Source organism: Candidatus Rhodobacter oscarellae (assembly GCF_001078595.1).
GTDB lineage: Bacteria > Pseudomonadota > Alphaproteobacteria > Rhodobacterales > Rhodobacteraceae > Rhodobacter_B > Rhodobacter_B oscarellae.
Window position 1 is genome coordinate 3,085,524 of the sequence record NZ_LFTY01000002.1, and the last position, 21,701, is coordinate 3,107,224.

At 65.7% G+C, this 21,701-nt stretch carries 15 protein-coding genes and 1 pseudogene; 10 read left to right on the top strand and 6 right to left on the bottom strand.

The genetic code is table 11. The features are described from left to right. The first annotated feature begins 41 nt into the window (after positions 1–41). Positions 42–1,700 (top strand): Y-family DNA polymerase, encoded by a 1,659-nt coding sequence (locus AIOL_RS19475; protein ID WP_049644508.1) that lies wholly within the window; start codon positions 42–44, stop codon positions 1,698–1,700. Positions 1,701–1,824: 124 nt separating this feature from the next. Here AIOL_RS19475 and AIOL_RS19480 read toward each other — a convergent pair whose 3' ends face one another. Further along, a complete protein-coding gene (locus tag AIOL_RS19480) occupies positions 1,825–2,988 on the bottom strand; it encodes a glycosyltransferase family 87 protein (protein WP_049644509.1) in 1,164 nt (387 codons plus the stop codon). Positions 2,989–3,332: 344 nt separating this feature from the next. Here AIOL_RS19480 and AIOL_RS19490 point away from each other — a divergent pair, with 344 nt between their 5' ends. From AIOL_RS19490 to infB, 5 genes are all read left to right on the top strand, one after another. Beyond that, positions 3,333–3,680, top strand: a complete 348-nt coding sequence (locus tag AIOL_RS19490; protein WP_049644511.1) for a DUF2794 domain-containing protein — start codon at positions 3,333–3,335, stop codon at positions 3,678–3,680. A gap of 909 nt (positions 3,681–4,589) precedes the next feature. Further along, positions 4,590–5,165: a ribosome maturation factor RimP gene (gene rimP / locus AIOL_RS19495; RefSeq protein ID WP_049644512.1), complete on the top strand. Its 576-nt coding sequence runs from the start codon at positions 4,590–4,592 to the stop codon at positions 5,163–5,165. A gap of 3 nt (positions 5,166–5,168) precedes the next feature. Further along, positions 5,169–6,836, top strand: coding sequence for a transcription termination factor NusA (gene nusA, locus AIOL_RS19500; RefSeq protein ID WP_049644513.1), 1,668 nt, complete (start codon positions 5,169–5,171; stop codon positions 6,834–6,836). Between the two features lie 18 nt (positions 6,837–6,854). Beyond that, positions 6,855–7,472: an RNA-binding protein gene (locus AIOL_RS19505; protein ID WP_049644514.1), complete on the top strand. Its 618-nt coding sequence runs from the start codon at positions 6,855–6,857 to the stop codon at positions 7,470–7,472. Between the two features lie 8 nt (positions 7,473–7,480). Continuing rightward, on the top strand, positions 7,481–9,985 hold the full coding sequence (gene infB, locus AIOL_RS19510) for a translation initiation factor IF-2 (protein WP_049645560.1): 2,505 nt from the start codon (positions 7,481–7,483) through the stop codon (positions 9,983–9,985). A 375-nt stretch (positions 9,986–10,360) separates the two neighbouring features. Here infB and mutT read toward each other — a convergent pair whose 3' ends face one another. The 3 genes from mutT to AIOL_RS19525 all read right to left on the bottom strand — a co-directional run bounded on the left by mutT (position 10,361) and on the right by AIOL_RS19525 (position 13,011). After that, positions 10,361–10,759, bottom strand: a complete 399-nt coding sequence (mutT, locus tag AIOL_RS19515) for an 8-oxo-dGTP diphosphatase MutT (RefSeq protein ID WP_049644515.1) — start codon at positions 10,757–10,759, stop codon at positions 10,361–10,363. 61 nt (positions 10,760–10,820) lie between these two features. Next, positions 10,821–12,044, bottom strand: a complete 1,224-nt coding sequence (gene argJ / locus AIOL_RS19520; protein ID WP_049644516.1) for a bifunctional glutamate N-acetyltransferase/amino-acid acetyltransferase ArgJ — start codon at positions 12,042–12,044, stop codon at positions 10,821–10,823. Positions 12,045–12,048: 4 nt separating this feature from the next. Continuing rightward, on the bottom strand, positions 12,049–13,011 hold the full coding sequence (locus tag AIOL_RS19525; RefSeq protein WP_049644517.1) for a peptidylprolyl isomerase: 963 nt from the start codon (positions 13,009–13,011) through the stop codon (positions 12,049–12,051). Positions 13,012–13,304: 293 nt separating this feature from the next. On the opposite strand from AIOL_RS19525, the pseudogene secA reads away from it, so the two are divergent. The 4 genes and pseudogenes from secA to AIOL_RS19540 all read left to right on the top strand — a co-directional run. Further along, positions 13,305–15,933, top strand: a pseudogene (gene secA / locus AIOL_RS19530) (preprotein translocase subunit SecA); the annotation flags it as partial. A gap of 5 nt (positions 15,934–15,938) precedes the next feature. Continuing rightward, entirely contained in the window at positions 15,939–16,151 is a 213-nt protein-coding gene (locus AIOL_RS26450; protein ID WP_449240104.1) for an SEC-C metal-binding domain-containing protein, read from the top strand. A gap of 184 nt (positions 16,152–16,335) precedes the next feature. After that, positions 16,336–17,538 carry a hypothetical protein gene (locus tag AIOL_RS24010; protein WP_053101315.1) on the top strand — a complete coding sequence of 401 codons (1,203 nt, stop codon included), beginning with the start codon at positions 16,336–16,338 and terminating at the stop codon, positions 17,536–17,538. 21 nt (positions 17,539–17,559) lie between these two features. Beyond that, entirely contained in the window at positions 17,560–19,119 is a 1,560-nt protein-coding gene (locus tag AIOL_RS19540) for a phosphate ABC transporter substrate-binding/OmpA family protein (RefSeq protein WP_049644519.1), read from the top strand. Positions 19,120–19,601: 482 nt separating this feature from the next. Here AIOL_RS19540 and radC read toward each other — a convergent pair whose 3' ends face one another. Continuing rightward, a complete protein-coding gene (gene radC / locus AIOL_RS19545) occupies positions 19,602–20,360 on the bottom strand; it encodes a RadC family protein (protein WP_049644520.1) in 759 nt (252 codons plus the stop codon). Positions 20,361–20,523: 163 nt separating this feature from the next. After that, positions 20,524–21,672: a molecular chaperone DnaJ gene (gene dnaJ / locus AIOL_RS19550; RefSeq protein ID WP_049644521.1), complete on the bottom strand. Its 1,149-nt coding sequence runs from the start codon at positions 21,670–21,672 to the stop codon at positions 20,524–20,526. Positions 21,673–21,701: the final 29 nt, after the last annotated feature.

A 21,701-nucleotide genomic window follows, 5' to 3' on the forward strand; every position in this document is an offset into this window, starting at 1 on the left:
GCAGTAGGAATGAGAACATAGTGTGAACATCTGCTGTCTGTATGCCCAATCGTCGTATCCTCTCGCTGTGGTTCCCGCGCCTCGCCGCCGAGCGTCTCTTGCGCCTGGATCGCGGTATGCTGGCGCAGCCCTTCGCCGTGGTTGAGGACCGGCGCAACACGCAGGTGCTGGCCTCGCTCTCGGTCGAGGCCAGCGCGGCGGGGCTGACAGCCGGCCAGCCCTTGCGGGATGCCCAGGCGATGTGCCCCGAGCTCTTGACGCGTCTGGCCAACCCCCAGGCCGAGGCGCAGTTTTTGGCGGTGCTGCGGCGCTGGGCGGGCAAGTTCAGCCCCTGGGTCTCCGAAGAAGCCCCCGCCTCGCTTGTGGTGGATCTGACCGGCTGCGCGCATCTCTTCGGCGGCGAGGAGCCGCTGCTGCACCAGGTGGCCGAGGACTGCGCCGATCTGGGGCTGACGGTGCAAACGGGGGTCGCCGACACGGTGGGGGCCGCCTGGGCCCTGGCGCGCTATGCCGGGCAGCCGGTGGCGATGAGCCGCACCGGGGACGCCATCGACCAAGAGGCCTATGCCACCCGCGCCCGCGCCGCCAAGCGGCGGCACTGGACCAAGGGTGGGGCCGCGCCCAAGCCGGGCGTGGAGGCGGCGGATCTCAACCGGATCGCCCCGCCGGGCAAGGCGCATTCGGTGCTGGCGCCGCTGCCGGTCTCGGCGCTTCGGATCGACCCTGACACGGCGGAAAACCTGGTGCGGCTGGGGCTTCGGCGCATCGGGGACCTTAGCGGCACGCCCCGCGCCGCCCTGGCCCGGCGCTTTGGGCGCGCGCTGGTGCAGCGGCTGGATCAGGCCCTGGGGATGGAGCCAGAGCCGGTTTCGCCCGCCAAGCCGCCCTTGCATTTCGCGGTGCGGCTGACCCTGCCAGAGCCCATCGGGCTCGACACGGATATCATCGCGGCGGTGGACCGGCTGCTGCCAGAGCTAGAGGCGCGCCTGAAGGCCAAGGGGCGCGGCGCGCGCCGGGTCAAGTTCCAGTTGTTTCGGGCCGACAGCACCATGCAGACGCTCGAGGTCGGTATGGCGCGCGCCTCGGCCAGCCCGGATCGGATAAAGCCGCTGCTGCTGATGAAGCTGCCCGATATCGACGCGGGCTTTGGCATCGACTGCGTGCGGATCGAGGCGCATGTGACCGAGCCGCTGCACGACCGGCAGCATCGCGGCCATCTGGACGCGGCGGCGCAGGTGAACGCGCGGCTCTCGGCGAACACGGCGCTGGATGACCTGATCGGGCGGCTGGGCGCCCGGATCGGGCTGGACGCGATCACCCGGATGCACCCCGCCGACAGCCATATCCCCGAGAAGACCTCGAAACGCCTCGCCGCGGCCTGGTCAGAGCCCGCCGCGGCGCCCTGGCCGCGCGCGCCCACGCCGCGCCCGCTGCTGATCTGGCGGCCCGAGCCGGTGCAGGGCCCTGACATGCCCGCCCTGCCGCTCTCCTTCCGCTGGCGCGGGCGCGCGCATGAGGTGGTGACGGCGCGCGGGCCAGAGCGGATCTCGCCCGAATGGTGGCTGGACGAGCCGGACTGGCGCTCCGGCGTGCGGGACTATTACCAGGTGACAACGGGGCATGGCGATCGGCTTTGGCTGTATTACGCGCATGGCGGCGCCCTGTCGTCGGGCTGGTTCTGCCACGGCTCGTTTTCCTAGAACGCGCGCGCCGCGGCGCCCACCCTGGGTCGATTATCCCCTGATTCGCTCTAAGATTTCCCTAAAATTCAAGGCCCTGATGCCCCCGCATGGGCCACCACCGGCCGCCGCATAAGCATCGCGCCTAAAGCGACCACCCCGCCGGGCGCCGCCAGCGGCGAAACACCACCGCCCGCGCGCGCCAAAGCCCCCAGGCCACGCAGGCCAGGAACGGTAGCGACCCGTATTCGCGCACGAAGAACCAGCCGTTCGCCAGATAGGCGCCGTCGACCAGGCGGCTCACCAGGTAGGTGACCTGGAACAGCGAGAGATACACCGATACCGGCAGCAGGGCCCGCGCCGCAAGCACCGCCTCTGGGTCGGGCCGCCGCGCCAGGATCCAGGCCTGCACCGCCAGCCAGGACACGAAGAACTGCGGGTGCCCGACCTTATAGGTCACGAAGACGCTCAGCGTGCCCAGCAGCACCGCCAGCTCCCACGGCCAGCGCGCGCGCCAGGCGTGCAGGCCCACCAGCGCCACCGCCCCCAGCGCGTAGAGCGCGTTGCGGTCCAGCAGATGCGCGTAGAGCGCCGAGGCCTCGACGACCTCGACAGAGCGCAGGAACCGCAGCACGGACAGCATCTTGGCCTCGCGGCCCGAGCCGAACAGGAACGGCGCCAGCACGCTGTCGCCCCAGACGGCATAGGCCAGACCCATCCCGGCCAGGAACACCCCCAGCGCCACCAGCGGCACGCGCAGGTCAAGCCGCCCCCGGTTCAGCGCGAAGAAGGCCGCAAACAGCAGCGGATAGAACTTCACCAAGGCGCCCAGCCCGATGCAGAGCCCCGCCACGGTCCGCAGCCCGCGGCTATGGGCCATCAGGGCGAGGAAGGTAAGGCTGGCGGGGACGATGTCGTTATTGCCGAAGGCCGGGATGGCGATGATCACCGCGGGCGCCAGCGGGAACAGCAGCGCGAGCCGCCGGTGATCGACCTGCGCGCCGGGGCGGCCACCGCGCGCCTCGACTAGGCACAGCGCGAACACCACCGCGCACAGGCAGGCAAAGATCGCCTTTGGCGCAAGCGGATGCAGCCCATAGGGCAAGGCGAACGCCGCGTGCAGCGGGCCATAGGCGTTGAACGGGATCTCGCGCCCCTGGAACTGCGCGGCCCAGGGATCGCCGCCGGCCAGAATCGCGCGCCATTGATGCAGATAAAGCGAATAGTCGTGCATAAAGCCCACGGCCAGCGCCACGACCAGCAGCAAAAGCAGGACGCCGCCGGAGGCCATCCAATCGGTGCGGGTCACGTTCGTTAGCCTCCTTGCGCGGGCCAGGGCAGGACGGGAACGCCATATCTTGCTTGGCGCGCCGCGCGCAACCCTGACGGGCCAAGAGCGGCCCAAAGGCCGTGCAAAGCGCGCATCCGAGGCGCGATGCTCTGGCTGTTTGGGGGGGGAGGCGAAAATCTCGGCGCCGCGGACTGGGTGGGGGCTATGATACCGCGGCGCCGAGTTAGCTTCTTCGCTACAGGTCCGGTTATCGCGTTGCCGTGCGGCGGGATGTGGGAGCGCCCGCGTCTGTTGCGGGGTCTTTTCGGGGCGGAATTGCGGCGGCGCTTGATTTTGGCCAAGGATGCGGCCAAGCTACCCCCATGACGGTTCATACGCCGACCCCATTTCCCCGCCCGAACGCCGCACCAGAGCAGGTGCATTTCGACCGCAAAGAGCTGGGCGTGATCCTGGGCCTCTACGGTCGCATGGTCGCCGCCGGAGAGTGGCGCGACTATGGGATCTCTAGCCTGCGCGAGGTCGCCGTGTTCGCGGTGTTCCGGCGCACCGCGGAGCAGCCGCTTTATCGCATCGAAAAACGCCCCCGGCTTCGAAATCGCCAGGGGCTTTATTCTGTGGTGGCGATGGATGGGCAGATCCTGAAGCGCGGGCATGACCTGAAGACCGTGCTGCGCGTGCTGGAGCGCAAGTTGATCCGGGCCGTGGATTAGCAGCGCCGCGCGGAACCTGCCCGCTCAGTTGCCCTTTGCCGCGGAGGCATCCGCCGACAGCCCGAGGCCCTGCAGCTCGCCAGTTTGCATGCAACGGTAGGGACGGGGGTAGGATGGGGTTGAACCCCATCCTACTTGTTTTCGCGGACCGTGCCGGGCTATTGCTTGTTGCAAGTCGGGTCGTAATATTTTCGAATGTCGGTTTCTTCGTCCAGCCTAGCCTGCTTGCCGCCCGTGTTTTGATGAACGTGGATGTGCGTAGCTCCACAACGGAGTATGCAGGGCATCGCGTGGTGATCATCAAACCGTGTGCTCAGGTCTTGGGTTTGCCCAGTGTAGACATTGACCCAACGTCCGAGGTGATCTTTCTTTGTATAGATGTAATTGCCAGGATCTTTGGTGAACCTTGTCCGGATCGGATACACCCAATATGTGTAGTTTGTGCCTGAGTTCCCCTGCCAGGCGCAGGTACCTTGAAAGTTTGCCATAACTAAACGGCTCCTATGTTAGGAGGACCGTTGACAACCCGTTCGAATTGGATTCCACTCGAACTACCTTCGGGATCCGCATGGCCCTCGTGCTATGGCGCGGATTACGAGTTTGGACCGTTCTGGTTGGCGCTAGGCGGTCCATTTCGTTTTTGTCACCACACTTCAGGATTCCGCGTGCTGTTGTGTGAGTCAAGTATATTGTCCACAACTTCTGACGAAGCGTTCGATTGGTGGGATAGGGTAACTTCTAATAACACAATATGTGGTGTGCGAAGAGCCAAATCTACCCCTTGTAGTTCCGCCCCATGTTACGTATATCCCCCTCAACAGCGGCGCCTCGGCTTCCACCCCCAAGGCTCCACCGGGAAATATCAACGGGCCGCGCGCCCGTTTTTTTGTGCTTGGACCTACCGACCCTATGAGTGACCTGATCGCCAAAGCCCAGATCGACCGCCGCCTGGCCGAGATCATCACCCCCGTGCTCGAGGGCATGGGGTTCGAGCTGGTCCGCGTGCGTTACATGGGCGGCAACACCCCCACGATCCAGATCATGGCCGAGCGGCCCGAGGGCGGGATCGAGGTGGATGAATGCGCCGCGATCTCCACCGCCGTTTCCGCCACGCTGGACGTCGAGGACCCGATCGAGGACGCTTATAACCTAGAGGTCTCCTCGCCCGGCATCGACCGGCCGCTGACGCGGCTCAAGGATTTCGCGACCTTCGAGGGCTACGACGCCAAGCTGGAGACGCAAGAGCTGATCGACGGGCGCAAGCGCTTCAAGGGCGTGCTGGCCGGGGTCGAGGGCGACGAGGTGCTGGTCAATATCGACGAGGGCACCGTGGGGCTGAAATTCGACTGGCTGGCCGAGGCCAAGCTGGTGCTGACCGACGATCTGATCAAGGAGATGCTGCGCCAGCGCAAGGCGGCCGGCATCATCGACGAGCAGGAATTTGACGACATCGAGACCGAGGAAGCGGTCTCCGAGGAGGACTAAGACATGGCAATCACATCCGCCAACCAGCTGGAGCTGCTCCAGACCGCCGAGGCCGTGGCCCGCGAGAAGATGATCGACCCCGGCCTGGTGGTTGAGGCGATGGAAGAAAGCCTCGCCCGCGCCGCCAAGAGCCGCTACGGCGCCGAGATGGACATCCGCGTCACCATCGACCGCAAGACCGGCAAGGCGACCTTCACCCGCGTGCGCACCGTGGTCGAGGAGGAAGAGCTAGAGAACTACCAGGCCGAGTTCACCGTCGAGCAGGCCAAGCAGTACCTGGACGACCCTAAGGTCGGCGACCTCTTCGAGGAAGAGGTCCCGCCGGTCGAGATGGGCCGCATCGCCGCGCAATCCGCCAAGCAGGTGATCCTGCAGAAGGTCCGCGAGGCCGAGCGCGACCGCCAGTACGAGGAATTCAAGGACCGCGCCGGCACCATCATCAACGGGCTGGTCAAGCGCGAGGAATACGGCAACGTCATCGTGGATATCGGCCGCGGCGAGGCCGTGCTGCGCCGCAACGAGAAGATCGGCCGCGAGAGCTACCGCCCCAACGACCGCATCCGCGTGTTCATCAAGGACGTGCGCCGCGAGCCGCGCGGCCCGCAGATCTTCCTGTCGCGCACCGCGCCAGAGTTCATGGCCGAGCTGTTCAAGATGGAGGTGCCCGAGATCTATGACGGCATCATCGACATCAAGGCCGTGGCCCGCGACCCGGGCAGCCGCGCCAAGATCGCCGTGATCAGCTATGACGGCTCGATCGATCCGGTCGGCGCCTGCGTGGGCATGCGCGGCAGCCGCGTGCAGGCCGTGGTGAACGAGCTGCAGGGCGAGAAGATCGACATCATCCCCTGGAACGAGGACGCGCCGACCTTCCTGGTGAACGCGCTGCAGCCCGCCGAGGTCACCAAGGTGGTGCTTGACGAAGAGGCCGAGCGCATCGAGGTCGTGGTGCCGGACGAGCAGCTTTCGCTCGCCATCGGCCGCCGCGGCCAGAACGTGCGCCTGGCCAGCCAGCTCACCGGTCTCGACATCGACATCATGACCGAAGAGGAAGAGAGCCAGCGCCGCCAGGCCGAGTTCGAAGAGCGCACCAAGCTGTTCATGGAAGCGCTGGACCTGGACGAGTTCTTCGCCCAGCTGCTGGTCTCGGAGGGCTTCACCAACCTCGAAGAGGTGGCCTATGTGGAGCTGGACGAGCTGACCGTGATCGAGGGCGTCGACGAGGGCACCGCGCAAGAGCTTCAGGCCCGCGCCCGCGACTACATCGAAGAGTTGAACCGCAAGGCGCTGGAGCATGCCCGTGAGCTGGGCGTCGAGGACAGCCTGGTCACCTTCGAGGGCCTCACCCCGCAGATGGTCGAGGCGCTGGCGCTGGACGACATCAAATCGCTGGAGGACTTCGCCACCTGCGCCGACTGGGAGCTGGCCGGAGGCTGGACCACCGTGGACGGCGAGCGGCACAAGGATGACGGCGTGCTAGAGAAGTTCGAGGTCTCGCTGGAAGAGGCGCAGAGCATGGTCATGACCGCCCGGATCCAGCTGGGCTGGGTCGACCCCGACGATCTGGTCACCGAGGAAGAAGAGGCCGAGGCCGAGGCCGAGGAAGAGGAACAGGTCGAAGACTCCACCACCGCCACCACCGCCGCTACTGCTGAGGAGGGCGAGGCCTGATGGGCCTCGCATGTGCCAATGACCCGTGGGGGCAGGCCTAAAGATCGAACCGAACCGGAGCGGCGTTGCATCGCCACCGGGGAGAGCCAGCCAAAGGCGGGCCTGATCCGCTTTGTTGTGGGGCCGGATAACTCGGTCGTGCCGGACGTGCTGGGCAAGCTGCCCGGGCGCGGGATCTGGGTGGCCGCGGATCGGGCCGCCCTGGACAAGGCCGTGCAGAAGGGGCTATTCTCTCGGTCCGCGAAACAGTCCGTACAGGTTCCGGAAACGCTGGTCGATGAGATCGAGCGCCAGCTGACCAAGCGGGTGATCGAGGGCATCGCCATGGCCCGAAAGGCGGGCCGCGCGGTGGCCGGTTACGAAAAAGTAAAGTCCTGGCTGGATAAGGGCGAAGCCAAGGTTCTGATCCAAGCCATCGACGGCTCGGGTCGAGGAAAATCGAAGCTGAGTACGCCGGAAAACGGCAAGTTCATTGGTTGCTTGACTGCAAATGAATTGGGTTTGGCATTCGGGCGCGATCATGTGATACATAGCGCTCTTGGCCCTGGTGGACTCAGCAAACGTGTTATAGAGGATGCCACGCGGCTAAAGGGCTTGCGTGAAAATGGCGGTGGGCCCACCGCCGGGAAGGGTTGAAAGACCACATGAGCGATACAGACGGCAAAAAGACTCTCGGCCTCCGTGGCAGCGCCCGTTCGGGGCAGGTGAAGCAGAGCTTCTCGCACGGACGCACGAAGAACGTCGTTGTTGAGACCAAGCGCAAGCGCGTTGTGGTGCCCAAGCCGGGTGCCCCTTCGAAATCTGGCGGTGCGTCGTCGGGCGGGGATCCGTCCAAGCGCCCCGCCGGGCTTAGCGAGGCCGAGCTGGAGCGCCGCAAAAAGGCGCTCGCCGCTGCGAAGGCGCGCGAAAGCGAAGAGGCCGAGAAACGCGCCGCCGACGAGCGCGCGCGCGAAGAAGAGCGCAACCGCCGCCGCGCCGAGGTCGAGGCCAAGGAGCGTGAAGAGCGCGAGCGTGAAGAGCGCGCCCAGGCCAAGGCCGACGAGGACAAGCGCCGGCTAGAGGCCGAGGCCGCCGAAAAGGCCGCCGCCGCAGAGGCCGCTGCCAAAGCAAAGGCCGGCCCGGCGCCGGTCGAAGAAAAGCGCGGGCCCGCCGGTGGCGGCAGCCCCAACAAGCCGTCCTCGCCGCCCAAGCGCCCCGAGCGCGAGCGCGACGACCGCAACCGCAACAACCGTGGCCGCGGCGACGACGGCGGCCGCCGCTCTGGCAAGCTGACGCTGAACCAGGCGCTGACCGGCGGTGACGGCCGGCATCGCTCGGTTGCCGCGATGAAGCGTAAGCAAGAGCGCATGCGCCAAAAGGCGATGGGCGGGGCCGAGAACCGCGAGAAGGTCGTGCGCGACGTGCAGGTGCCCGAGTCCATCGTGGTCTCCGAGCTTGCCAACCGCATGGCAGAGCGCGTGGCCGACGTGGTCAAGGCGCTGATGAACAACGGCATGATGCTGACGCAGAACCAGTCGATCGACGCGGACACCGCAGAGCTGATCGTCGAGGAGTTCGGCCACCGCGTGCAGCGGGTGTCTGACGCCGATGTCGAGGACGTGATCGACACGGTCGAGGACGCCGATGACGATCTGATCGCGCGGCCCCCGGTCATCACGGTCATGGGCCATGTGGACCACGGCAAGACCTCGGTGCTGGACGCGATCCGGAACGCCAAGGTCGTGTCGGGCGAGGCCGGCGGGATCACCCAGCATATCGGCGCCTACCAGGTGGATCAGGGCGGCGACCTTCTTACCTTCCTCGACACGCCGGGCCACGCGGCCTTCACCTCGATGCGGGCGCGCGGCGCCCAGGTGACGGATATCGTGGTGCTGGTCGTGGCCGCCGATGACGCGGTGATGCCGCAGACCATCGAGGCGATCAACCACGCCAAGGCGGCCGAGGTGCCGATGATCGTGGCGATCAACAAAATCGACCTGCCCGCGGCGCAGCCCGACAAGGTGCGGACCGATCTGCTGCAGCACGAGGTCATGGTCGAGAAGATGTCCGGCGAGGTGCAGGACGTCGAGGTCTCGGCCATCAAGGGCACGGGCCTGAACGAGCTGCTCGAGGCGATCGCGCTTCAGGCGGAGATCCTCGAGCTGAAGGCGAACCCGAACCGCGCCGCCTCTGGCGCCGTGATCGAGGCGCAGCTGGACGTGGGCCGCGGCCCCGTGGCCACCGTTCTGGTGCAGAACGGCACGCTGAAGCAGGGCGACATCTTTGTGGTGGGCGAACAGTGGGGCAAGGTCCGCGCGCTGGTCAACGACAAGGGCGACCGCGTGAAAGAGGCCGGGCCGTCGGTGCCGGTCGAGGTGCTGGGCCTGAACGGCACGCCCGAGGCGGGCGATGTGCTGAACGTGGTCGACACCGAGGCGCAGGCCCGCGAGATCGCCGAGTACCGCCAGGACGCCGCCAAGGACAAGCGCGCCGCGGCTGGCGCTGCGACCACGCTGGAACAGCTCATGGCGAACGCCAAGGCCGACGAGACCGTGGCCGAGCTGCCGATCCTGGTGAAGGCCGACGTGCAGGGCTCTGCCGAGGCCATCGTGCAAGCGATGGAGAAGATCGGCAACGACGAGGTGCGCGTGCGCGTGCTGCACTCGGGGGTGGGCGCGATCACCGAATCCGACATCGGCCTGGCCGAGGCGTCGCGGGCGCCGGTCTTTGGCTTCAACGTGCGGGCCAACGCGCCGGCGCGCAACAGCGCCAACCAGAAGGGCGTCGAGATCCGCTACTACTCGGTGATCTACGACCTGGTGGACGATGTGAAGGCGGCGGCCTCTGGCCTGCTGTCGGCGGAGGTGCGCGAGAACTTCATCGGCTACGCCCAGATCAAAGAGGTCTTCCGCGTCACCAAGGTCGGCAACGTGGCGGGCTGCCTGGTCACCGAAGGCGTGGCGCGCCGCTCGGCGGGCGTGCGCCTGCTGCGCGACAACGTGGTGATCCACGAGGGCACGCTGAAGACGCTGAAGCGCTTCAAGGACGAGGTGCCCGAGGTGCAGTCCGGCCAGGAATGCGGCATGGCGTTCGAGAACTACGACGACATCCGCCAGGGCGACGTGATCGAGATCTTCGAGCGCGAGGAAGTAGAGCGCACGCTGGCCTAAGGCTGGCGCGCGCGGCCTGCACGCGGCGGTCGGTCTGTCGAGATTACCTTGGGCGGCTCGCCGCGGCTACGCCGCGCGGGCGCCTATCGGGTAGCCCGAAAAGACCTTATTGCCGACCTGCACCGCGATTTTCCCATCGCTGAACTGTCTAACAAACGTCCCCTGCACAGAGACGCAACTTCCTAAAAGTATGGTACGGAGCATGGTGGCCCTCCCCAGAAATTGGATGATGCCGTGCCCGGATTAACGCTCACATTGATTTAGAATCTCCTAAACCTGCGCGCGGCAGGGGCGTTTGCAGGCAACGCTGGCGCGCTCATCTGCCTATGCGCAGTGCCGGACGGAGAACCGGCAACCACGTTGCCTGGGATCGCCTTACAGCCAGTCCCGCAGGATGGGGATCAGCGGCACGTCCGCCGCGGGCATGGGATAGTCGCGCAGGTCCTGCGCGCGCACCCATTTCAAGGCTTGCCCCTCGCGCGATTGCACCACGCCCTCCCATTTGCGGCAGGCGAACAGCGGCATCAGCAGGTGGAAGTCCTCATAGCTGTGGCTGGCGAAGGTCAGCGGCGCCAGGCAGCTCTGCCAGGTGTTGATGCCCAGCTCTTCCTCAAGCTCGCGGATCAGCGCGACCTCGGGCGTCTCGCCCGGCTCCACCTTGCCGCCAGGGAACTCCCAGAGCCCCGCCATGGATTTGCCCTCGGGCCGCTGCGCCAAGAGCACCCGACCGTCCCGGTCGATCAGCGCGACCGCGGATACAAGCACCGTCTTCATGGCCGGGTGCCAGTTTTTTTAAAAAAACTGGTCCGGAAAATTCCAATTTTCCGGCCACCCCTCAAGAGCGGTAATCCGCGTTGATCGAGATGTACTGATGCGTCAGGTCGCAGGTCCAGGCCGTGCCCGTTCCCGTGCCGATGCCGAGGTCGATCGAGATGGTGATCTCGTCGCGCTTCATATAGGCCGCCCCGGCCTCCTCAGTATAGCTCTCGGCGACCCAGCCATTCTCGGCCACAAGGATGTCGCCGAACCGGATCGAAAGCTTGTCGCGATCCGCCGCCGCGCCGGATTTGCCCACCGCCATGACGACGCGGCCCCAATTGGGGTCCTCGCCCGCGATGGCGGTCTTCACCAGGGGAGAGTTCGCCACGGCCATCGCCGCGCGTTGCCCGTCCTGAACGGTCGCCGCGCCTGTAATGTTGATCTCGACGAACTTGGTTGCGCCCTCGCCGTCACGCACCACTTGATGCGCCAGGTCCAGCATCACGCCATGCAGCGCGTCCTCGAACCCCGGGCCCGCGGGACCGGCCTTGCCCGTAGCGGCCACCATCAGCGAGTCAGAGGTCGAGGTGTCGCTGTCCACGGTGATGCAGTTGAAGGTCCCCGTGTTGAGCCGAGAGACCATATCCTGCAGCGCCGATTGCTCCACCGCGGCATCGGTGAAGATATAGACCAGCATCGTGGCCATATCGGGCGCGATCATGCCAGATCCTTTGGCGATGCCGATGATCTTAACCCCGTCCACCTCGGTGCTGGCGCCCTTTGCAAAGGTGTCGGTGGTCATGATCGCACGCGCGGCTGCCTCGGCATCGTCTTGACCCGCGCGGGCCACAAGATCGCCCATCACGCCCGCGATGCGCTCGTCCGGCAGGCGCTCGCCGATCACGCCCGTTGAGGCGGTATATACCCGATCCGCGGGCACTCCGGCCGCCTCAGAGACAGCCTGGCACAGGCGCGCGACGCTCTCGTCCCCGGCGCGCCCGGTGAAGGCGTTCGCGTTGCCTGAATTCACCAGGATCGCGGCGGGCTCGATGTCGTCATCTGGTCCGGCCTTGGCCAGCTTTGCCTGACAATCCAACACCGGGGCCGACCGCGTCGCGGATTGGGTGAACACCCCGGCAATCGTGGTGCCCTCGTCCAGCAGCGCCAGCATCACGTCATCGCGGCCTTGGTATTTCACTCCCGCCGACACCCCCGCTGCGGCGGTCGCAAAGCGCACGCCGGCGATTTCGGGCAGGTCCGGGAAGGCGGCGGGCGCCAGGGGAGAGATCGGGGTCGTCATTGCTTTATTGCACCAGTTCGCTGTCAAAGATCACCATCGGGTCGACCGCGCCCAGGCTTGCCCGCTCGATGGGCACCCGGTTGACCATCTCCATCAGCTCGGCGCGAAAGCGTTCGTTCATGACTTCCTGCTCCAACGCGGGGCGCAGCTCTTCCAGGGTGGGCACGTTCGGTAGACGGATATCGTTAAGCATGATCACGTGCCAGCCGAAATCGGTTTGCACGGGCGCCGAGACCTCACCTTTTTTCAGGCCCATCACGGCGTTCTCGAAGGGCGGCACCATGAAACCGGGCCCGAACCAGCCCAGATTGCCGCCATTGGGACCGGACGGCCCCGTGGAGCGCGCGCGCGCCAGGTCCTCAAACAGCACGCCGTTCGCAAGTTCCTCGGCGACCTCCATCGCGGCGTCCTTGCTGTCGACCAGGATATGCGAGGCGTTGTACTCGGTGGCGGGCTTAAAGTCGCCAAAGCGGTCCTGGTAGGCGGCCCGCAGGTCCTCCTCGGTGACGGTCACCCGGGCGCCGATCTCTTCGACAACGGCGCTGGCCAGAAGCGAGCGCCGCTCGTTCTCGGATTGCAGCTGCAGGATGCGCGGCATGGGCGCAAGCTGCTGCGCCACGGCCTCTTGCTGGATCAGGCGCTGCAGGATGCCCTCGAACAGCTGTTCCGGCGGGATCTGCGTCTGCTCTTGCGGGATTGTCATGGCCATCGCGATCATGTGACCGAGGGTGATCTCGGTGGCCCCGACCCGGGCCATGACCGTGTCGGCCGCCGTGCCGGGCTTGGCCATCTCATGTTCCGCCCCGGCCATCTCATGCTTTTCCATGGGCGCCTCGGTCATCGCCTCGGCGTCATGCGCATGCGCGTCCTTATGCGCGTCGTCGGCCGCCCAGGACGCCCCCGCGAGGGCCAGCGCGGCCGCCAGCCCCAATGTCAGCCCGCGCGCGCTTGCAATAATGGAAACCATAGGGTCCTCCTATCCACTGTGGTGCCGCATTCCGGCACGCGGGGACCCTACACGCCTATCTCCTTACATTGCCCTAAGGCGCGCCGGCCCGCGCCGGGCCTTTAACCACGCCATTCCCCGCGCGGTCCGGCGCGAAAGCAGCCAGGTAACGTTGACACTAATCCAGGCGGCCCTTACATCGCGAAAGGGCGCAACGGGGCGCAGGTGATGCTGTCCTCCCATTCGGGGCCAGGCCGCCTGGGGCAACAAGTTGTCTCTCATGTTTATTGAAGACGCAACAGCGCGGAGAGCAGATGCTGGGATTCGGAACACTTGCCAAAAAGGTCTTCGGCACGCCGAACGACCGCAAGATCAAGGCGACCCGACCAACAGTCGAAAAGATCAACGCGCTGGAGCCCGAGTTCGAGAAACTCTCTGACGAAGAGCTGATCGCCAAGACCGCCGAGTTCGTCGAGCGCGTGGCGGGCGGCGAGAGCTTGGACAAGCTGCTGCCAGAGGCCTTCGCCAACTGCCGCGAGGGCGCCAAGCGGGCGCTGGGCCTGCGCGCCTTTGACGTGCAGCTGATGGGCGGGATCTTTTTGCACGAGGGCAATATCTCGGAAATGAAGACCGGCGAGGGCAAGACCCTTGTGGCGACCTTCCCGGCCTATCTGAACGCGCTGACCAAGCGCGGCGTGCATATCGTCACCGTGAACGATTACCTGGCGCGGCGCGACGCCGAGTGGATGGGCAAGGTGTTCGGCGCGCTGGGCATGACCACCGGGGTGGTCTACCCGCAGCAGCCCGACGCCGAGAAGCAGGCCGCCTATGCCAGCGATATCACCTACGCCACCAATAACGAGCTTGGGTTCGACTACCTGCGCGACAACATGAAGTCCGAGCTGTCGGACATGTATCAGCGCGACCACCATTACGCGATTGTGGACGAGGTGGACAGCATCCTGGTCGACGAGGCGCGCACGCCGCTGATCATCTCTGGCCCGGCGCAGGACCGCTCTGACCTCTACATCACCATCGACGGGATCATCCCCGAGGTCACCGACGAGCACTACACGCTGGACGAGAAGACCCGGAACGTGACCTTCACCGACGAGGGCAACGAGTTCCTCGAAGAGCGGCTGAAGGTGGCGGGCATCCTGCCCGAGGAGCACACGCTCTACGACCCCGAAAGCACCACCATCGTGCACCACATCAACCAGGGCCTGCGCGCGCATAAGCTGTTCACCAAGGACAAGGACTATATCGTCCGCGACAACGAGGTCGTGCTGATCGACGAGTTCACCGGGCGCATGATGTCCGGGCGGCGCCTGTCGGACGGGCTGCACCAGGCGATTGAGGCCAAGGAGGGCTGCAAGATCCAGCCCGAGAACGTGACCCTGGCCAGCGTGACCTTCCAGAACTACTTCCGCCTCTATGACAAGCTCTCGGGGATGACCGGCACCGCTTTGACCGAGGCCGAGGAATTCGCCGATATCTACGGGCTCGGCGTGGTCGAGGTGCCCACCAACCTGCCCATCGCGCGCCAGGACGACCACGACGCCGTCTATCGCACCGCGCAGGAGAAATTCGACGCCATCGTGCAAGAGATCGCCAAGGCGCATATCAAGGGCCAGCCGGTGCTGGTCGGCACGACCTCGATTGAGAAGTCAGAGTTCCTGTCGCAGCTTCTGGGCGACGTGCAGGGCCTGAAACGGATCGCCGCCGCGCGGCGCGCCGTCGCCGAGGGCATCAAGAAGCCCGAGGAAAAGGCCGTGCTGATCGCCGATGCCGAGGCGCTGGAACAGGTCGCCGAGAACAAGGGCGGCCTGCCGCATAACGTGCTGAACGCGCGCCAGCACGAGCAAGAGGCGCAGATCGTCGCCAATGCGGGCAAGCTGGGCGCGATCACCATCGCCACGAACATGGCCGGGCGCGGCACCGACATCAAACTGGGCGGCAATGTCGAGTTCACGGTGATGGAGGCGATTGCCGCCGATCCAGAGGGGAACCCCGATGAGATCCGGCAACGGATCGAAGAGGCCCACGCCGCGGATGAGCAGGCCGTCAAGGACGCCGGCGGGCTGTTCGTGCTGGCCACCGAGCGGCACGAGAGCCGCCGCATCGACAACCAGCTGCGCGGCCGTTCCGGGCGGCAGGGCGACCCGGGCAAGTCCTCGTTCTTTTTGTCCCTCGAGGACGATCTGATGCGCATCTTCGGCTCCGAGCGGCTGGAAAAGATGCTGACCACGCTGGGCATGCAAGAAGGCGAGGCGATTGTGCACCCCTGGGTGAACAAGTCGCTGGAGCGCGCCCAGGCCAAGGTCGAGGGGCGCAACTTTGACATCCGTAAGCAGCTTCTGAAGTTCGACGACGTGATGAACGATCAGCGCAAGGTGATCTTCTCGCAGCGCCGCGACGTGATGGAGGCCGAGGACCTGTCGGATGTGGTCGAGGATATGCGCCACCAGGTGATCGACGATCTGGTCGACACCTACATCCCGCCCAAGACCTATGCCGACCAATGGGACGGCGAGGGGCTCTATGCCGCCGTGCTCGAGAAGGCCGGCGTTGAGACCGGCGTGATCGGCTGGACCGAAGAGGAAGGCGTCGACGACGAGACCATCCGCGAGCGGCTCTGCCAGGCCGCGGACGAGATGATGGCGCAGAAGGCGGTGCAGTTCGGTCCCGAGAACATGCGCACGATCGAAAAGCAGTTCCTGCTGCAGACCATCGACGCGAAATGGCGCGAGCACCTGCTGATGCTCGAACATCTGCGCTCGGTCGTGGGCTTTCGCGGCTACGCACAGCGCGATCCGCTGAACGAATACAAGACCGAGTCGTTCCAGCTTTTTGAGACGATGCTGAACGGGCTGCGCGAGGATGTGACGCAAAAGCTCAGCCAAGTCCGCCCGATGTCCGAGGAAGAGCAGAAGGCGATGATGGAGCAGATGATCGCCCAGCAACGCGCGCTGCAACAGGCGCAGGCCACGGCGACGCCAAATGCGGACGCCGCCGCAGAGGGCGAGAACCCGGGCTTCCCCAACGCCATCGCCGGTTTCAACGAAAGCGACCCGACGACCTGGGGCAATCCCGGCCGCAACGACCTGTGCCCCTGCGGGTCCGGCAAGAAGTTCAAGCACTGCCATGGGCGCCTGGCCTAGGGGCCAGCGCGTCTCTGCTACGGATCGCGATAAACCTGTGTCAGGTTCTGATGCGAATGGCTTTACTGTGGCAAAATGGCCGCAATCTGCTTTCTGAAAGCGGCGCTATTTAGCGTCTTGGTCATACCTTTACCTTAATTTTCCGGGATACCTCGCCTGAACCGCCTTTGGACGGAGTGGGCGAATGCCGAGCAAAAAAAGATTTTTAACCGCGGGCGTGACCATCGCCGCCGCAGCCGTGACCGCGCATTTGATGCAGCGTGACAATGGGGCGACGCCGGGCGTGAATGCTGGGTCCGTGGCATCCCTGGCCGCGGCCAACGCCGCTTCTGCCAGCGCGCCCGAGGGCGCGGAACCCGTTGGTGCCGCGGTTGTCGCCGCGGATAAGAATGACGTCACGCTGATCGCTGTGGCGACGCCCGCACCAAGCGCGCCCGCCGACGCCCTTGAAATCCCCGCTGATGGGAGCGCCGCGCCTGCGCCGGGCCCCGTGCTGGCCAAGGCCGAGCTTGACGTGCCGCTCGAGACGCTGCGCGCGCAGGAAAGCCTGGCGGCGGAGGCCGAGTTCCCGCCGCCGCCCGCCGATGTGCTGATGCCCGCACCGCTGCCGAATCCCGGCGCGGACCTGAAGGCTCGCATGGCCACGCAAGAGCCCCCCGCCGCGCCCTCCATCGACAATACCGCGCGCAACCAGTTCGGCATTAGCTGCGGCCCGACCCTTTCCGCGTCGCCCGTGACCGAGACCGGCAAGTTCACAATGACGATGATGGCCCCCTGCCGCGGCGACGCGGTCGTGGCTGTGCGCTATGGCCCGCTGGAATTCTCCATCCGCACCGACGAATTGGGCCTCGCCCAGCAGATGGTCCCGGCCATGGTCGGCGCCACTGAGCTGAGCGTTGTCTTCGAGGACGGAACCGAGGCCGCCACCGCCATCGACGCCGAGAACTTCTCTGGGCTCGAGCGCGTGGCCATCGTGTCCGCTGCGCAATCAGGTCTGCAGCTTCACGCGCTTGAATTCGGTGCCGAATATGGCGCCGCCGGGCATATCTGGGCCGAGGCCCCCGGCGATCCGGTTCTGGCAGGGCTCGAGGGCTCTGGTTATCTGATGCGCCTGGGCGACCCGAGCATCGAGGGCGCGCAGATGTCCGAGGTTTACACCTTCCCCGCCAGCACCGCTGACGCCGCCGGGACGGTGCGCATCAGCGTCGAGGCCGAGGTCACCGCGCAGAACTGCGGCGCGGAGGTTGCCGGTCACACCGTAGAGCCTGGCATTGACGGCCAGCCCAAAACCGTTGCCGTGACGCTGTTTGTTCCGGATTGCGATGCGGTGGGTGAATTTCTGGTGTTGAAAAATCTGATCAGAGACCTGAGAATCGCGTCAAACTGACGGCGCAAGGATCAGCATTTGATGCGACATCTCTGTGCGGCGTTCATCGCCGCACTTCTCGTTTCGATCAGCCCGGGTGCGTCGGTTGCGCAGGACGTCACCTTGACGTCGCGTGATGGCAGCGTCGCCGTCTCGGGGACCTTGCTGAGCTTCGACGGCGAGCTTTACCGCATCGACACCGCACATGGCCCGCTGACCATGGATGGCGCCGGGGTGCTGTGCGATGGGCCGGGCTGTCCCGACCTGACCAGCTTCGTGTCAGAGCTGCGGATCGCCGGCTCGCAGGCCATGGGCGCGGTGCTGATGCCGGCGCTGGTCGAGACCTTCGCGGCGCGCAAGGGCTACGCCGTCGCGCGGCTTGTCTCCAGCGACACCGCGTTTACCTATGAATTGAAGGACCGCGAGACCGGCGTAGAGATCACCCGCGTCATGTTCAACGTGACCTCGACCGCCGAGGGCTTTGCCGACCTCATCGCAGATGAGGCCGACCTGGTTCTATCGACGCGTGAGGTCACCGAGGAGGAGCGCCGGCTTGGCCGCGCCGCGGGGCTGGGCGATCTGGGCGCGCCGCAGCGCTCGCGGATCGTCGGCTTGGATGGGCTTGTGCCCATCGTGGCGCGGCGCAACCCGCTGGATGCGATCACGATGGATGACCTTGCCGCCGTGTTCGCGGGCAAGATCATTAGCTGGGAGGCGCTGGGCCAGCCGCCCGCGCCGCTGAAGCTTCATCTGCGGGACGGTGATTCAGGGTATGCTGCCGAGTTCCTGCGCCGGGTGATTTTTCCTGCGCGCGAGTTGCTTTCGGCCGGGGTCACTTTGCACCCCGACAATGCGAGCCTGGCCAGCGCGGTAGAGCGGGACCCTCATGCGCTGGGGATCGCTGCGTTCTCGGATATCGGCAACGCCAAGCCGGTGGACATCGTCGGCAGTTGCGGCAAGCGCTTGCCCGCCCGCGCCGCGAGCCTGAAGACAGAGGACTACCCGCTGACGATGCCGCTATTTGTCTATTCACCGCGCGGGCGACCCTCACCCATCGCGCGCGAGTTCGGCGCCTATATCCGGTCTGCAGCCGCGCAACCCGTGGTGCTACGCGCCGGTTTCGTTGACCTTCGCGTGGGCCAGGTGGCGCTGGCAGAGCAGGGGCAGCGCCTTGCGAATGCGGTGCAGGCGGCGGGCAAAGAGGTCCCGCTGGTAGAGCTGCAGAGGATGGTCGCCGCGATGGATGGCACCTCGCGGTTGACGCTGAGCTTTCGGTTCAAACCGGGCGGACCGGTCCTGGATGCGCAGTCGCGCTCGAACGTGGATATTCTCGCCGCCGAGTTAGAGAGAGGCCGTTTCGACCAGAGGCAGCTTTTCTTTGTGGGGTTCAGCGATGGTGACGGCGCCGCGCGTGGCAACCTGCGCCTGGCGCGGCGCCGCGCTGTGACCGTGCAGCGCGCCGTGCTTCGCGCCGCGCCGGCGGCGGATCGCGAGAGGTTAGAGATCATGGCACAGGCCTATGGAGAAGCCATGCCCATGGCCTGCGACGAGGATCCCTGGGGCAAAGAGATCAATCGGCGGGTTGAAGTTTGGGTTAAATGAGCGCGCGGTGCATTCAGTTTTTTCCACGAGGGATGCCACCGTCCACCCGCCCATATTGTCCGCCGATTCGCTCTAATGGGCGGTTAATTTTCGTTCAGAAATTCGCGCCCAGGGCCAGTTTGTCGCGCCAAACAGAGCGTTTCGGGTTTGCATTGAAACATCCAAGTGTCCCGTCTTTGACCGGAGACCGGAGACCGGAGACCGGAGACCGGAGCCAGGGCATGCGCGACCTCTGGATCGTGCGGGCGCACTGCCAAAAGTGGTGACGCAAGTTTTTGGCAATGCGCTGTCGTCGAAAGCAACCGCCCGCAACTTCAGTAGCTTCTGCCGCGTTTCGTTTAAAAACCTGATCCAAGTTCTTGCGATCCAATGCAGGTGCGATTGAGGCGGGGTTGCGGAACTTCGTTGTTGCATTGTTTTCGCCGCCAACAGACGGGGGGCCTGTTTAAGACAGTCTAAGCCCTTGGGCGTGCATCTCTCCGTCATAGATACCCAGCGCTGCGCATGCTCAGCTCGGTCTCCTTGCCGATGATCAAATGATCGTGCAGCGTCACGCCCAGTACCCGCGCGGCGTCCTCGATCTGGATGGTCATCTGGATGTCGGAATCCGACGGCGTGGGATCCCCAGAGGGGTGGTTGTGCACCAGGATCAGCGCTGAGGCGTTTAGCTCCAGCGCGCGCTTGACCACCTCGCGCGGGTAGACCGGCACGTGATCCACCGTGCCCTCGGCCTGCTCCTCGTCGGCGATCAGCACGTTCTTGCGGTCCAGGTAGAGCACGCGGAACTGCTCGGTCGCGCGATGCGCCATCGCCGTGTGGCAGTAGTCAAGCAGCGCGTCCCAGCCCGACAGGACCGGGCGGTGCATCACCTGCGCGCGGGCCATGCGCCGGGCCAGCGCCTCGAGCACCTTGAAATCTGTTGCGGCCTCGGGGCCCACGCCGTCCACGTCCTGCAACAGCGCGCGGGGGGCGGAGATGACGCGATCCAGGTTGCCAAACCGCTGCATCAGCCGGTTCGCCAGGGGCTTCACGTCGCCGTTCTTGAACGTGCGGAACAGCAGCAGCTCTAACAGTTCGTAATCGGCCAGCGCCTCTGACCCGCGCTGCAGGAAGCGCTCGCGCAGGCGCTTGCGATGACCCTTGATGTATGAGGGCAGGCGGTCGGAGTTCACCGCCCGCACGGCTTCCTCGCCCTCGAACAGGGGCAGGGGGGCTTCGTTGAAGGCGGGCGGGCGTGCCATGCCGCGATCCTCGCCCGAATTGGTTAATCGGGGGTAAAATTCTCAGGATGGGGTGCGAGGCGCCGCGAGAATTAATGGAATCTTGGCGATTCGCGGCGAACACTCACGCAGGGCGGGCGCGGCGCCGGGTGACAAAACCCGGCGCAACAAACCCTCCAAAAGCCTAGCTTGTCATCCCGTCAAAGAAGCTGCGCACCTTCGAGAAGAAGGTCGAGCTTTCGGGGTTGTTCTCCTCGCTGAGCTTCTCGAATTCGCGCAGGATTTCCTTCTGCCGTGTGGTCAGGTTCACCGGGGTCTCCACCGCGAGCTCGATGAACATATCGCCATGCCCGCTGCCGCGCAGGCCGGGCATGCCCTTGCCGCGCAGGCGCATCTGGCGGCCGGATTGGCTGCCCGCGGGGACCTTCACGCGGCTGCGACCGCCATCCATCGTCGGGACTTCGATGTCCCCGCCGAGCGCCGCCGAAGCCATGCTGACCGGCACATGACAGAACAGGTCCTGCCCGTCGCGCTGGAACAGCGCGTGCTCCTGCACCTCGATGAAGATGTAGAGATCGCCGTTTGGCCCGCCGCGCAGCCCGGCCTCGCCTTCCCCGGCGAGGCGGATGCGGGTGCCGGTCTCGACGCCCGCGGGGATGTTCACGCTCAGCGCGCGGTCTTTGTTCACGCGCCCCGAGCCGCCGCAGGCAGCGCAGGGGTTCGAGATGATCTGCCCCGCGCCCGCGCAGGTCGGGCAGGTCCGCTCGACCGTAAAGAAGCCCTGCTGCGCGCGCACCTTGCCCATGCCAGAGCAGGTCGGGCAGGTGGTCGGCTCGGCGCCGCCTTCCGCGCCGGTCCCGTCGCAGGTGCCGCAGGACACAGAGGTCGGCACGTTGATGGTCTTCTGGACGCCCTGGTAGGCATCCTCCAGCGACACGCGCATGTTATAGCGCAGGTCCGAGCCGCGCGTGGCGCGCTGCCGCCCGCCGCCGCCGCCCGGGCGCGCGCCCATGAAGTCGCCGAATAGGTCGTCAAACACATCCGAGAACGCGCTGGCGAAATCACCATGCCCGGGCCCGCCGGGCCTTGGCCCGCCGCCCATACCGCCCTCGAACGCCGCGTGCCCATAGCGGTCATAGGCGGCCTTCTTGTCGGGGTCCTTCAGCGCGTCATAGGCCTCGTTGACCTCTTTGAACTGGCTTTCGGCGTTGGGGTTGTCCGAGTTGCGGTCCGGGTGCAGCTCTTTCGCCTTGCGGCGGTAGGCCTTCTTCAGCTCTTCGGCTGTGGCACCCTTTTGGGCGCCCAGGACCTCGTAGTAATCGCGTTTTGCCACTGTCAGCTCCTTTCGGAACGCATGAGGCC